Consider the following 15,405-nt stretch of genomic DNA (forward strand, 5'->3'; position numbering starts at 1 on the left):
ATACATTTATCAGAGCAAATAAAATAATAAAGGGCTTTTTAGAATTTGCGACAGCACCTTTTCTAATTTAGTTGAATTTTTCTATTATAGAATAAAAATATTATCTAATTATCTATTCATTTGATTAATTCGTAATCGAATTTATTTTTGAGTTCGGAATTTCTATCGTTTTTAAAAATACTAATCAAATAATTGTTTATTCTTATAAATATATCGCTTTATTCTAAAAAGCCTTAATAAAAATTTTGCTTAAAAACATCTAAAATATTATCGTTTTTACTTCCTAGACATAAAAAATCCCCCTCAAATGAGGGGGACGAAAATTACCAATTTTTACTTTGAGCTTGCCAGATACCAGTATTAAAGTATGCATCTGAACCTATAAACATACTCTTTCGTTCTGCTTCTCCAGCCAAATGCCATCTGAGCCATGCTAAAGTTGCTGGAAGAGCATATTTTGGGCCGGTACCGTGGTCTACTCCCTGCATTAAACCCATCCAAACTGGAACTGTTGCTTTGTTATAATCGTTTCGAGTGTTTTCGAGAGCTAAATTATCTGCCAATCCACAAATAAGTGCAGTGGGTTTACGCATCTTACTTGCTCCATTGCCATCAAGGGATCCACCGTCAACGTGAATTGTTGTTGTTATTCTGGGATCACTTGCTACACCATAAGAAGCCACTGAACCGAGCGAATGTCCGCCGGCAGCAATTCTGCTTGTGTCAAGTTTTTTGTAATATTGACTTGATGAGTTGTTATTCTGTGCTATGATCCAATCTATTCCTGCTTTCATTTCAGCTCCTGAATCTGATGGAGATTCACTGTAAACTACAAATCCATGTGAAGCAATTCTTCTCATTATATCTTGATAGAAACTTGGATCAGAACCTCCTCCCGGACCCCATATAAATATGGGATGTGTAGTAACTCCCTGACTTCCAAGATTAGCTGGCCTAACAATCCATGCTTTACCATTTGGCCCAACATTTTTTTCTACTGCTAGTGAAAATGGGCCGTCTTTTTCAACACTATCAACAGAAGGTAAAATTTTTGTACCAGCAGATACAAGCGGTGTTGGCGTTATTGTATTTGTCGGAGTACCAGGCGCAACTATGCTTCCTGACTTATTAAAATTTGAAGCAATAATTAGAACATCTGCCATGTTTATAACACCATCTCCATTTAGGTCATATGCCAAATTATATTTTGCTGAACCATTAGCCGCATTAAAAGCTGATGCTAAAAGTAAAACATCTGCCATATTTACAATACCGTCATTGTTGATATCACCTTTAATTGTTGGACCCGTGCTTGGTTTTGTTGACGTTGCAGTAGGTGCTGCAGTCTTTGATGGTGATGTTGAGTTTAGTGCATCGGCAAATGCTTTTTGTATTGCATAATACGCAGGCTTTTTCTGACCATTGTCATTAAAAATCAATGGAGCTATTGCTTTGTCTTCTGGAGACTCAGGATTTACACGCCATGATTGGGAATCTCTTATTCCCCATACCTGGAAAGCCCTGCAAAATGGTTGTTCTACACATGCTTTCGCTATCCAGCCATATATCTGAGCCTGTTTCTCAAGTCCAGCCTGTGTTGTATCGGGACAACCGACATCCATTTCTGTAACATAGCTTTCAACACCTAAATCAGCTAATTTCTGCATCTGGTCCGCAAATCTTTTGGCATCAGTTTCGGTAAAGCTTGGTCCCAAGTGCATTTGGAAACCCACACCATCTATTGGAATGTTGCGGCTCTTAAAATCTTTTACCATTTCATAGACACCCTCAAATTTGGCAGGCCTTGTTTCCATATCATATTCGTTATAGACCAGTTTAGCGTTTGGGTCAGCCTTGCGAGCTGCTATAAATGCATCCTCAATATACTTTTTGCCTTGCTTCTGCCCAAAGATGGAAGCACCATCCTGGCCATTTGTTCCAATTGCATTGATACGATATGTACCATCTTTTTGAAATGCTTCATTTACTACATCCCATGCATAAATTTTACCTTTATAATGATTACCAACGTTGCTTATGTATGTTTCCATCATGTTCTTTGTTCCATCAACCCATCCGGGGTTATACTTATGCCATACAAAAGCATGACCATGAACAATCATATTGTTTGACAGGGCAAAATTAACCAAACTATCACCACCGCTATAATTATACTGATTTTGGCTTGGTGATATTGCACCTATTTTCATATTGTTCTCACTTGTTACTATATCAAACTCAGTTTTTACAATATTTTGATCACTACCGCTCAGATTCCCGGAAATTGCAGCACCGACATAAAATTCATGCCCTTTAGCCCTTATTTTTTGTGCCAACGAGCGAAGGGGATCATCTGTACCAACAACTGCAGTACTGCTAGATTTAACTGGAGTTGGTGTATTTGTTTGTGTATTGGTATTGGAAGGTGTTGGGCCAATCTTAAGATCCATCTTGGTCATATCAGCTTTACCGCTGCTTTGATATCCCTCAACAACCATGGAGACTTCATACATTTTGCCCATTTTCATTCCTTTAGCTTCCCACGCTTTAAAGTGCTCACTGACACTTATAGTTCCACTTGTTCTTTTTGATGTGCAGATACTCCAATACTGCTGAAAAGTTGTATCCCCTTTTATTGAAGGTCCGGTTCTTGAGTTTTGATAAATTTCATATGTACGGCCGTCAACAGTAGCTGTTCCTTTCATTTGTATACCGTTTCCCGGTGGCTTCCAAGTACCGTAACTATCTATGATGTAATATTCTACAAGGGGATTTTCCGTCCACCCATAGACAGCCATGTATGAGTTACCGTTAGGCTGGTAGTTACAGGAGTAGTCAATTGAGATATTACCATATTCCTGATAAGTCTTAGTCGACCCTAGTTTCTTTCCGGTACGAAATAATATATTATTGATATTACTCCATGAACAACTGAATGTTCCGCCCCGTTGAGAGTCATAGTACCGGTACCGTTATCTTTCCAGTATTCATAGTTATAGCCGTCAATTGTACCAGTAGCATTTGACGTAAGCGTTGTTGCTGCTTGTACGTTTACTGGAAACAAGGAAAACAAGATGGCAAAAGTCGCAATAATGGAAATAATCGCCTTAACTTTATTCAACATTTACTCACCCCTCCCCATTTCTTTAAATTTCAGTTTCATTTTTCAACTCCCCCTTTTTTTAAGATTATTGATTTCTTATGAAGCAAGGCTGAATACTAAAAAACACTTAGTAATGGCAAGGTATTCCTTATTTACTTTTAATAATACCCTTGTTCAACATATGTTGCTTTATATAGATAATAAAATGAAATTAAATCTTTAATACACTAATGGGTGGTAAAACTCTATTTTCTAAAACCATGATGATTCCTCTACTTCATCAGGGCTTCTTTTAATGCATTATACGCTGGCTTTGGATTAAAATTATCATCATATATGAGAGCTCTGCCTGTGCCTGGGAAAGTTCCTGGAACCCAGGAATATTTATCGGTAAATCCCCAAACCATAAATGTTGTAACATTATCATTTCTTAAGGCAATTTCCATTAATGATTTGTAATTGTTTGCCTGTGTCTGGAAACCGGTAGTTTGGTTTTCCGAAGAGTTCATACGAATATCCAGTTCAGTAATGGATACCTTTACTCCTATCGCTGCATATCTCTTGATGTTTTGCTCTATAGCATTAAGCTGGGAAGCACTCATTCCATTGATAAAGTGACATTGGAATCCTACTCCGTCAATGGGTATTCCTCTTTCCTTCATGCTTTTAATCATATTGTATGCTGTATTGGACTTGGCATCCATATCCTCAATATTGTAATCATTATAGTAGAGGAGTGCATTAGGATCAGCTTTTCTTGCAGTCTGGAATGCAATGTCTATAAAATCATTACCGATTTTATTTGTCCATACACTTCTTCTAAGTCCATTACCGCTATCGTCACAAGCTTCGTTGACAACGTCCCATTCTGCGATTTTTCCCTTAAAATGTTCCATGGTCTTGGTAATGTGGTTATTCATCGCTGAAATAAGTCCATCACGACTTCCACTCCAATTTCCCATCCATCCAGGAAGTTGAGCATGCCATACAAGAGTATGTCCACGCACTTTTTTATTATTACTTAAAGCATAGTTAACCAATTTATCGCCGTTTGTAAAGTTGAAATTATTTTGTGAAGGCTCTATGGCATCAACTTTCATTTCATTTTCAGCTACAACCATTCCAAATTCGTTTTTCAAAATATTAGCATAAGTCGAACCTGTTGAATTAGAAAACCATTGACTGTTAACACATGTACCGAACATTTTTCCCTTGGCTGCAGCTAATTGGTATAAAGCTGTTCCTGATGGTGATGGAATAGGAGTTGGTGTCACCACACGAGTTGGGGTTGATGCTTTTGTCGGAGTTGGTACAGGCGTATTGCCTGGAGAACTGATTACAGTATTAAATTTGGAAGCAATAATAATGACATCAGACATATTTATTGCTCCATCATTATTTAGATCATAAGATGGATCATATTTACTGTCCCCTATAACTGAACCGAATGCCTTAGCCAAAAGAATCACATCAGCCATATTTATAATACCATCTTTATTCAAATCCCCCGTAGGAATTGTTACAGGTATTGTTGGTATAGGTGTATTTGCCGCACTGCCGCCAAATGAAAACCAATCAATATTTACAGGGCCTGAAAATACCAGATAAAGGTCATTTACTCCTGTAACTTTATTTATATTACAGGTCTGTTCCTGATATGTATTCCAGTCTCCTGTAGCTTCCACCGACAGTGCACCCATAAGAGTACCGGTGGGACCATTGAGTCGCAGTTCGATTTTAGAAGTAAGTTCACCTGCAACAAGAGCCTTAAAAGAAGTGGCACCACTTCCAAAATCTATTTTATTATATGCCAGGTAATTACCGCTTTCTATATAACCCAAACCGCTGCCATTAGTGGTAGTTATTGTTTCAATGGTCGAAGAATTAATGCTGTTATACTTCTCTGCCTCTATCTGTGTAAAGGCTGATCTAGGCCCCGGCGTAGGTTCTGCAAGCCTTGTAGGTGTAGGAGTAGAGGTATCTGCAGGTGTAGGTGTAGCTGAAGGATTTGAAGTAGCTTGACTTCCAGGATAATTTCTGATAAGTCCCAAATCCCAGATGAGCTTTTGGTAGTCACCAGATAGGCTTAAAGTGCCTTGGATGAGAAAATCAACATGGTTTATGTCATTAATTTCGAGTTTCTGGTTATATCCTGTACGTATGAGTTCACCGTGGGAAACATTAGTAGTCCACTTAGTAGTTGAATTATATTTAGTAAGATTTCCTCTCCATGCCCATTTTTCGGCAACCTGGGTCCATGGTCCCCCAGCACTTGATGATGTCCATAACTCGTAATATCTGCCATCTTTCATGTCTTCGATAAGCAAATAGTATTTGCCGTCAGCAAGGGATTTATAGACCTCAGCACCTTCAAAAACTCCAGACATGGCTACAGTAGGTGCACTCCAACCTTTAGGGAAGTTTGAAAGTGACGTTTTACGCATATAAAGCCTGCCTGAACCATCATCCGGCGTATTGTACATATAGGCGTTTTGATCGTCACAGATGACGAAATAATCCCACCCCATATTCCCGGATATGCCGAAGGATTGGGGCCCTTTCCACGAACTTGGGTCAGCTATGTTAGTCGTAGTTGAATACGCAGCTCCATATGTACCATCCTGATAAACAAGATACCATAATTTCTGAGGCTCGAAATAAAATACTTCCGGTGCACAGAAATAACTTTCTCCAATTTTGCTCATGTAGGTACGTTTTGCATTTTTTAGCTCTGGAATTGTGCTTGCGGACGTATAAAGCATCTGCCACCCGCCGCTTTGATTTGCACCGGTGTAAAACACGTGGTATTTGCCACCATAGTAAACAATAGTCGGGTCTTTCGCCCCATAATAGTCGTACGGCGGCAACTCACGGTGGAAAATTACAGGTTCATCTACTGTCCATGATGGATTTGCATTTGCTGCAGCGTTCAATACAGTAGCAAACATCAGTAACATAAAAACCAATCCAAAAGCAATTGAAAAACTTTTTTTAATAAAACACTTCATAATTTGACATCTCCTATCTCTTATATTTTATAATAGAGAAATATTCACATCATTTTCCCAAGTCAGATTTTATAGCTTTATACCAAACATCTGCCATTTTATTATAACCTGCAGCATTAGGATGAACTCCATCAGCCAGATCAGAGACGGTAAGTGCTGAGTACATGTCCACCATATATACAGGTTTTCCTTGATTGGTCTTATTTTGGACAATTCCCTGAATTTGAGCGTTATATGTCTTTACATCTGCATAGCTCAGCGGGATAATGCTAGCTACATAAAGTTTACCGCCTGATGGTAATTTCGCACAAATCTTGTCAATTAATGCACTTAACCTAGCAGGAGCATTATTCAAATCATACTTTTGGGAAATATCATTTGTGCCAATATGTAACAACACAATTTTTGGGTTGTATTTATCCATCCATGAATTGATATTTATATCAATCTGGTCAATTCTCCATCCTGAATGTCCCTCATGATTCTTATCTCCAAGTTCTGAAGGCCCATTCGATAGAGAACCTACAAAATCCACAACAAGCCCATCATTGGCTATATTTTTCCAAAGCTTAATCCTGTATCCACCCGGTACGTTGATTCCATCGGTTATCGAATCACCCAAAGGCAATACCTTTGTGGTAACTTTTGAACTTGGAACCGGGGTTGGAGTTGGTGCCTTGGTCGGAGTTGGAGTTGGTGCTTTTGTGGAAGTTGGCGTTGTAGTCGGTGCTTTTGTTGATGTTGCGATAGCTACTATTTCACCAAAATTTCCAGCAATAACTATAACATCAGACATGTTTATTACACCGTCATCGTTCAGGTCATAGGCTAAAGCATATTTAAAATCTCCTCTTACTGCATTAAATGTACTTGCTAAAAGTATAACATCAGACATATTAATCACACCGTCATTGTTGAGATCACCTTTAGTTGTAACAACAGGATTTGTTGTTTGGGTTGGTGTGTTGGTGGGTTTTGTAGTTGGTGTGTTGGTAGGTGCTGCTGATGCAGCGGCTAGATATTGCTTTAACCAGGTAAGTGCAGGACGTTCCTGCCCTGATGTCGAGATTAAATGTGTATTGCTTATCCATGTTGAACCCTGAATATAACCCCACAACGTGATACCTTTAACATATTGACTTTCATATAAAACAGGGAATTTTTCTTTATATCTGTTTAGCTGTGTAGAGTCATCACCTGTCATGTCAAGTTCAGATACGTATATTGGCAATCCAGTTGCACCCAATGTATTTAAAACACTCTTCATTGTATTTGTAGAAACATTATCCATATTAAACTGGTGACACTGTATTCCTATTCCATCTATTAAACCTTTACCCTTTAAAATGTTTATGATCTTGACATAATTATTTGTTGCATTGGGATCACTTATTATTCCATATTCATTTATTAGCAGCTTGGAGTTTGGAAATGCTTTCCGTGCCTGTTCAAATGACCAAACAATCCAATCCCAACCCGTTGAGCCGCTTCCCCCCAGAGCATTTCTATAGGAAGCTGGTGCATGTAAGGGCTCATTAACAACATCCACATAATCAGCATCGGGGTATTTTGTACCGGCAGCCTGAATCCAATTTGTTACCGCTGTTTTCTGGTCAGCCGCTGAAAGACTGCCTATCCATGATGGTTCCTGATTTCCCCATACTAAAGTATGAAATTTAAATGGAAATCCATTGGTTTTACAGTAGTTGTAAATCAGATCCGTATTGCTCCAGTTCCTACTGCCGCGACTGTATTCTACACTGCCCCATTTACTTGCATTTTCAGGTGTTGCCTGATTCCAGTAAGTTGCAAAATTTGATGGAACACTGCCTGCAATAATATTACCTACCCACTTTGGGCCTTTTGCCATTGCCGCTTCTGCATTTCCAATCGGTAAAACCCAACAACAAAGCACTGAACATAAAATAACTAAAACCCATTTTTTATATTTAGAAAAACTTAATGAAATACCCATACATATTTTCCCCCTTATATTAAGGATAAGACCTTACATCTTATTGTTTGCAAGGTCTTATGATATTTAAGTTCATTTCTTTTATTTACACCAGTTAGCAGACAATCTTATTACTATTTCAATACGGCATTAAAATTTACTGCAATAATAATTACTTCTTTCATATTTATAACACCGTCACTGTTCAAATCATATTCCGCCTTATAATTTATATCACCATTGACCGAATTGAAACTTAATGCTAAAAGTATAACGTCTGACATGTTTACTATTCCATCACCATTAATATCTCCAGTAAGGTTCGGTTTTGGTGTTGGCGTGCTTGTCGGTGTGTTTATTGGTGTGTTTGTAGGTGTGTTTGTTGGTGTGTTTAAAGTTTGATTAAACTGCCACCAACTAAAGTTAAATAAATAATCGCTTCCACCTGTGAACTTAAGGAACAAATCGTGAACACCTGTCGCACCGCTAACTGAACATGTTTTAGTTGTCCAGGTCTGCCAGCCACCGGTTCCTTCCACTTTACAAGTACCAACCAATTTACCAGTAAGGCTATCCAATCTAATTTCTATATTTCCTCCTTGTGTACTACTTGCTACTCTAGCATCAAAACTCGCTGCACCACTGCTGCCAAAATCTACCCCTTTAATCTGGATCCAGTCTCCGTTTTGTATCATACTAACATTTCTTTGGCCTTCACTGCATGCCTCAGTTTCAGTACCAGACTCTTTATACATGTTAACAGCAGTGTTCTTAACATAAGGATCTACATATTTGAGCTGTTTCAAACCATCAACTGTTGGAACTACCTGCTTAATAGTACCGTCAGTGTTATAAAACATCTCATCGATAGCCGCATTTCTTTGATAATTAGTTTCTACTCCTCGTTGTTTACCTAAATTTCTGTTGTGGTATACACAATACCATTTATCTTTAAACTTCAAAGTAACTGCATGATTATTGTTACTATAATTATCTGGAGGCTGTGGAAGTATTACTCCCTTATATGTAAAACCTGATGTAGGACTTTTGCTTGTCATATACTCAATTTTTGAAGCACCCTGAGTAAAATCGCTGGCATATGAAAAATAATACGTTCCATTATACTTATGCATCCATGAAGCTTCAAAAAATCTAGGTGCACTCATTGCTATTGCTGATCCTACAGTGCTTATCATGTCACTGCCCAGCTTGATAACCCTTATATTGTTTTGACCGTTTCCTCCAAAATACATATATGCCTGTCCATCATCATCAACAAAAACACCAGGGTCGAATAGCCACATATTGGTTGCTGGTTGCACTCCAGGAGTATTTCCTGTTACAAGAGCTGATGAACGAGGATCTTTAAAAGGTCCGGTTGGACTATCACTTACTGCTACACCGATACCGTTTCCTCCGTTACCGTAGTACAAATAGAATTTATTATTGCGATATACAATTGATGGTGCCCAAGAAACGCTAGCCCATTTTGAATCTGTCTTGGCATTGAAAACCTCTCCATGGTCTGTCCAGTTTTTCAAATCATCCGTTGATATACAAGTGATATCAGGAATATTGTATGTTGACTGACCTGCTGTAAGATCTGCGTCGTGTGACAAGTAAACATAAAGTCTCCCATTATACTCTACTGCGGTAGGATCCGCTGTATAACGCTGAGAGAAAATTGGATAGTCTGCAATACTTTTTACCGGAAAAAGAGTCATTAAAATACTGCAAATACAAACTACTAACCATACCTTTCTTAAACTTTTGATCATCATTAAATCTCCTCACTTTAAAATTGTATTTTATTGTTTATTTATATAAGTGCATTCTAAATTTTTTAGAATTAGTGTTACTTTTATCGCCTCCTATTTAATTCCTGTAACCATATTAATTCTTATATAACATTAGTCATGACAAAAATAACTTCTGCTATAAATTTCGCTCAAATGAGACTTAGTTCTTCAACACCCCCTCAAAAGCAGAAGTAATTTTTCATTCATGCTTAACTCAAGGTTTTAAGAGCAATGAATTCATAATGTCCAACAATTCATTTCATAATACATTTTCGTATTGTTGAACTTTTTTAAGTTAGGTGTTTATTTTAATAAGTAAAAAATTTTAATTATATTAAAGATAACTAACTTTAAACCTTAATAAAATCTAGCTGCGAAGTGGCTAACTTTGGCCATAGTACGCTTTACTGCCATGCTTTCTCAAAAAGTGCCTATCTAATAATGTTTTATCAATCTGCTTTAAATCAGGTTTGAGAGAAAATGCATGATAAGCCATCATGGCAACCTCTTCTAAAACTACTGCATTATGTACTGCCTCCTGCGGATCTTTTCCCCAGCTAAAAGGCCCATGGTTACTAACCAGAACTCCGGGGACACAAACCGGATTTTTATCCTTAAAGGTCTCTATAATAACATTTCCGGTTTGTTCTTCATACTGACCGTTAATCTCTTCATTGGTCAGTTTGCGTGTGCAGGGAATTTCACCGTAAAAATAATCAGCATGGGTGGTTCCTAGAGCCGGAATCCCTCTACAAGCTTGAGCCCATACGGTAGCCCACCGGGAATGTGTATGTACTACCCCTCCTAATTCCGGATAGTTTCTATAAATCACCAGATGAGTCATTGTATCGGAAGAAGGGTTAAGTTTTCCCTCCACTTTGGTCCCATTAAGGTCCAGTACCACAAGATGTTCAAGCCTTAATTCCTCATAGGGTACCCCGCTGGGCTTTATCACAATAAGGTTTTCCCCCCTGTCAATTCCACTTACATTTCCCCAAGTGTATGTTACAAGCCCTCTTTTTGGAAGCTCAAGGTTTGCTTCCAATACTGCCTCTTTTAACGTTTCCAGCATAACCTTACACCTCTACTTTTACAAATTGGTCCTTATATATTGAAGCCTCTTCCTTAATTTTTTTAAGTTTCTTCATCAAATCATTTTGTCCTCTTCCGAAGTAGTCATGAAGAATTTTGTATTGTTCATAAAGTTTGTTATAAACTTCTACATTCTCAAGTTTAGGTTTAAATGATTTTTCTTTCACTTTCCCCATAATCTTGGCGGCCTCAAAAATGCTGTCATAGCCACCACTTTCTTTGCCTGCAGCTACAGAAGCAAACATGGCAGCCCCTAATGCAGGAGTCTGGGAAGAAGTTCCTATTCGAATCTCCATATTGGTAACATCCGCATAAATTTGCATCATAAAGTCATCCTTTGAAGCGATACCGCCGCAAGCATAGAGTTCGGTGATAGGTACTCCGCTTTCACGGAATGTCTCAATGATTATCCTCTTGCCATAGGCAGTTGCTTCAATCAGTGCTCTATATATCTCTTCAGGTTTTGATTGAAGTGTTAAGCCAATGATTAAGCCTGTAAGGTCAACATCCACAAGTACAGACCTGTTTCCATTCCACCAATCCAATGCAACAAGGCCAGATTCTCCCACTTCAAGTGCTGATGCCTTTTCACGTAAAAGCTTATGTATGTTGATTTCCTTTTTACATGCTTCTTCCATGTATGAAAAGGGTACACAATTCTTTACAAACCAATCAAAATGGTCCCCAACACAGGACTGACCCGATTCATAAGCAAAGAAACCTGGCATGGCACCATCTTCAACAACCCCACACATTCCGGGGACAATTTTTTCTTCCGTGCCCAGCAAAATATCACAAGTGGATGTTCCAATTATCATAAGCATCTTACCTGGCTCTGTAATTCCTACAGCCGGAATAGATACATGGGCATCCACATTTCCAACGCACACGGCAGTCCCCTTTTTTAATCCAGTCATGAGAGCAGCTTGTTCTGTAATCTCACCCGCCTTTGAACCAAGTGGATATAAATCCTTAGAAAGCTTTTCTTCCACATAATTCTCAAGCCTTGGGTCCAGAGCTTTAAAAAATTCTTTGGACGGATAACCATCCTGCTTATGCCAAATTCCCTTATATCCTGCTGTACATATTTGTCTCTTTTCTACACCTGTGAGCTGCCATGTGACCCAATCAGCAGCTTCAATCCACCTATCCATGGATTCATAAATTTCAGGAGCTTCATTTAAAACCTGCCAGACTTTTGCAACTTCCCACTCGGAAGACTGTTTTCCGCCATACCTGTCTACAAATTTTTCTCCTCTTTTCCTTGCGATTAAATTTATTTTATTAGCCTCGTCCTGTGCTGCATGATGTTTCCAAAGCTTTGGCCATGCATGGGGATTTGATTTATATTCATCTTTCAGACAAAGAGGCACTCCCATACTGTCAGTGGGCAAAATTGTACAAGCAGTAAAGTCAACCCCTACGCCTATGACATCATCGGAACTAACTCCTGATTCTTTTAATACTTCGGGTATGGTTTCCTCAAATACCTCCAACCAATCCTTGGGATGCTGGAGTGCCCAATCGTGTCCAAGTTTTGTCACCTTATCAGGTAAATAGTCAGAGATTACCCCGTGTGTATATTCCCTTACAGCTGTTGCAATTTCTTCTCCTGTTGATACATCCACCAGTACTGCCCGACCGGATAGTGTTCCAAAATCTACTCCAATTGTGTATTTCCTACTCATACTTAAAGACCTCCATTCCTATCATAAAGACTTATACTATCTATACTATTTAAACGGGTTTTCATCCTTATAAAGCATTGAAGGTGGCTGATTGAAAGCAATATCCTGTACTCCAAGCATTTTCATAGCTTCAAACAGTACCTTTCCTGCGTGTTTAAAAGCCACACCGCCATGATGCGGGTATCTCTTTGCGATTAAAACATACCTGTAGAACCTGGCCATCTCTTTTATTGCAAAAATTCCGATCCCACCAAAGGATTTTGGATCCACATCTATAATTTCTCCACTCGCTATATAACATTTCAGGTTGCAGTCTGCAGTTCCCTGAATCCTGAAGAAAGTTATATCCCCCGGCCTGATTACCCCTTCAAGTGTTCCTCTTGATATGTCCGGCTCTTTTGAAGGTTCCAACAATCTATGCATAATTAGCTGATACTTCATTGCAAAATTCTTCATACAAGTTGATGGAGTATTTCCACAATGAAATCCCATAAAAAGGTCATTTAATTTATAATCGTTAAATTTATCCTTATTGTTTTCGTACATGTCTTTGGGTACAGTGTTGTTTATGTCTAAAATAGTAGCAGGAAGCTTAGTTGCACAGGTTATGATATATTCACTCAATGCACCATAGATATCTGTTTCACATGCCACTGGCATACCTATAGACGCAAGCCTTGAATTTACATAGCATGGAACGAACCCAAACTGTCTCTGGAATGCAGGCCAGCATTTATTTGCAAATACTATGTACTCGGAAGCTCCTTTGTTGTTTTCTGCCCAATCTTTCAAAGTCAGCTCATATTGTGCCAATGTGGGAAGAATTCCGGGATATCCGTTTCCATCACCCAGTTCCTGTTCCATCTCTTTTACAATGGAAGGAATTCTTGAGTCATCCTTATGTTGTTGAAAAGATTCATAAAGATCTAATTCCGAGTTTTCCATTATCTCCACACCTAAATCATACAGGGGCTTAATCGGGGCATTACAAGCAAGAAAATCCTGTGGCCTTGGTCCAAAGCCAATCAGCTTTAATTTGGATACTCCAACAATAACCCTTGCAATATTCTCAAAATCCCCTATCATTCCTGCAATCTCATCCGACGTACCTACCGGGTACTCAGGGATATATGGATTTAACTTTCTCAATCCCAAATTATATGATGCATTCAGCATTCCACAGTACGCATCTCCCCGCCCATCAATAAGGTTATTCTCAGTTTCTTCAGCAGCGGCCACAAACATTGAAGGCCCGTCAAACTTCTTAGCTAATAGTGTTTCAGGACCTTCCGGACCGAAATTACCAAGATAGACTACCAATGCATTTACATCTGCATTTTTTATCTCATCCAGGGCCTTTAAAACATCCGCCTCATTTTCCACAATTGTCTGAACCTCAACGATTTGGATATTTTGAAGTTCACAGGCCTTAACCACCTTCTGCCTTCTTTCTTTACTAATCTCAGCTGGAAAACAGTCTCTACTGACAGCCGCAATACCTAATTTTACTTTCGGAATATTTACCATATGGATTCTCCTTTTCCATTTAATATTTATTTTATGACTACTATGAATCATTACTAGTACGCATGTGCGTACAAGTTAAGTCACACATTCACAATTTCTTAAACTTTAAGATAGTCGACTTATCGTTGAACACAGGAATCCTTAATAACAAGCTTTGGCTCAATCACTTTTTGCATAGGATTATTTTGATAATTATCATCTTTAAGCATTTCCAATAAAATGCTGGCTGCTTCCTGGCCCAATGCCTCTTTGGGATGATTTACAGTAGTAAGTTTTACCGGACAATTCTCAGAAAAATAAGAGTCATCAAATCCGGTAATAGATATATCCTGGGGCACTTTGACACCTAATTTTAAAAGGAGCTCGAAAGTTCTAAAAGCAATTTCATCGTTATAACAGACAATAGCATCTATTTCTTTTTTCTCTTCAATGAATTGCTTGATATATGTATAAGGCTTTACTTCTTTATCCTCTGTATGAAACCAGATTATATTATCCGGATTGTAAGAAAGTCCAACTTTGGTTAATCCCCTTGCAAACCCCTTATGCCTGTTTATCCCCTGGATATCATCGGCTTTAAATACACCTATTATATTCTTATGACCAAGCTTGGCAAGATATTCAACTATCGAAACCATACCCCCGGCATCATCCAGAATCACATGGGATTTACCCTCCAACTGGGTATTATAGCCATGAATAAATACATAGGGTATATGATGTTTGTCAAAAGCCTCATAGAATTTGAGGTTGTCGGAAAATAATGCACTCTTGGTAGGCTCGATAATCAATCCTTCAATGTCTTTGCCCAATAAATCCTGGAGGCAGTTGGCCTCATTTGTAGTATTGTTATTGGTATTCTTTAACATGATGCTGTAACCACTGCCAGATAAAACACCGTCAATGCCCTGAATCACCCGTGGAAAGATGTATTCTGATATGTATGTTGTAATGACACCGATATTTTTTGAATCGCTTCGTTTGTTTTGCCTTCCCAGACAAAAGGTCCCTTTACCATGCTCGGTATAAAGCAATCCTTCGTTTACGAGCATTGATATGGCTTTTCTAACTGTGTGCCGGCTTAAGGAATGCTCCTTAGAAAGAATGTTTTCCGAGGGTATTTGGTCACCCGGCTTTATGCGTCCCATTAAAACCTCTTCTTTAATATGCTCCATCAGCTTATAATATTTCGCCTGGTTATTTCCGCTTTGCATTATGACCCTCCTAAACAAAA

Annotated in this window: 9 protein-coding genes; all 9 read right to left on the reverse strand. The window is 38.5% G+C overall.

Features of this window, described 5'->3' with window-relative positions:
• Positions 1–323: 323 nt before the first annotated feature.
• The 9 genes from Bccel_RS31520 to Bccel_RS14935 all read right to left on the reverse strand — a co-directional run bounded on the left by Bccel_RS31520 (position 324) and on the right by Bccel_RS14935 (position 15,385).
• The gene (locus Bccel_RS31520; protein WP_338053631.1) at positions 324–2,915 is read right to left on the reverse strand and encodes an endo-1,4-beta-xylanase; all 2,592 of its coding nucleotides are present in this window, start codon (positions 2,913–2,915) and stop codon (positions 324–326) included.
• Complete coding sequence (locus tag Bccel_RS31525; protein WP_242857016.1) at positions 2,879–3,124, reverse strand: hypothetical protein; 246 nt, start codon at positions 3,122–3,124, stop codon at positions 2,879–2,881. The genes Bccel_RS31520 and Bccel_RS31525 overlap by 37 nt, the downstream gene beginning before the upstream one ends.
• Positions 3,125–3,375: 251 nt before the next feature.
• Positions 3,376–6,111 (reverse strand): non-reducing end alpha-L-arabinofuranosidase family hydrolase, encoded by a 2,736-nt coding sequence (locus Bccel_RS28950; RefSeq protein WP_081926927.1) that lies wholly within the window; start codon positions 6,109–6,111, stop codon positions 3,376–3,378.
• A 49-nt stretch (positions 6,112–6,160) separates the two neighbouring features.
• Entirely contained in the window at positions 6,161–8,086 is a 1,926-nt protein-coding gene (locus tag Bccel_RS31530; RefSeq protein ID WP_242853123.1) for an endo-1,4-beta-xylanase, read from the reverse strand.
• Between the two features lie 113 nt (positions 8,087–8,199).
• Positions 8,200–9,846, reverse strand: coding sequence for a family 43 glycosylhydrolase (locus Bccel_RS14915; RefSeq protein WP_457920563.1), 1,647 nt, complete (start codon positions 9,844–9,846; stop codon positions 8,200–8,202).
• A 400-nt stretch (positions 9,847–10,246) separates the two neighbouring features.
• The gene (locus Bccel_RS14920) at positions 10,247–10,936 is read right to left on the reverse strand and encodes an L-ribulose-5-phosphate 4-epimerase (RefSeq protein WP_036941983.1); all 690 of its coding nucleotides are present in this window, start codon (positions 10,934–10,936) and stop codon (positions 10,247–10,249) included.
• Positions 10,937–10,940: 4 nt separating this feature from the next.
• Positions 10,941–12,644, reverse strand: coding sequence for a ribulokinase (gene araB, locus Bccel_RS14925; protein WP_036941986.1), 1,704 nt, complete (start codon positions 12,642–12,644; stop codon positions 10,941–10,943).
• Positions 12,645–12,689: 45 nt separating this feature from the next.
• On the reverse strand, positions 12,690–14,171 hold the full coding sequence (locus Bccel_RS14930; RefSeq protein ID WP_036941989.1) for an L-fucose/L-arabinose isomerase family protein: 1,482 nt from the start codon (positions 14,169–14,171) through the stop codon (positions 12,690–12,692).
• Between the two features lie 119 nt (positions 14,172–14,290).
• The gene (locus Bccel_RS14935; protein WP_036941992.1) at positions 14,291–15,385 is read right to left on the reverse strand and encodes a GntR family transcriptional regulator; all 1,095 of its coding nucleotides are present in this window, start codon (positions 15,383–15,385) and stop codon (positions 14,291–14,293) included.
• Positions 15,386–15,405 lie beyond the last annotated feature (20 nt).

The organism is Pseudobacteroides cellulosolvens ATCC 35603 = DSM 2933 (assembly GCF_001262605.1).
GTDB lineage: Bacteria > Bacillota > Clostridia > Acetivibrionales > DSM-2933 > Pseudobacteroides > Pseudobacteroides cellulosolvens.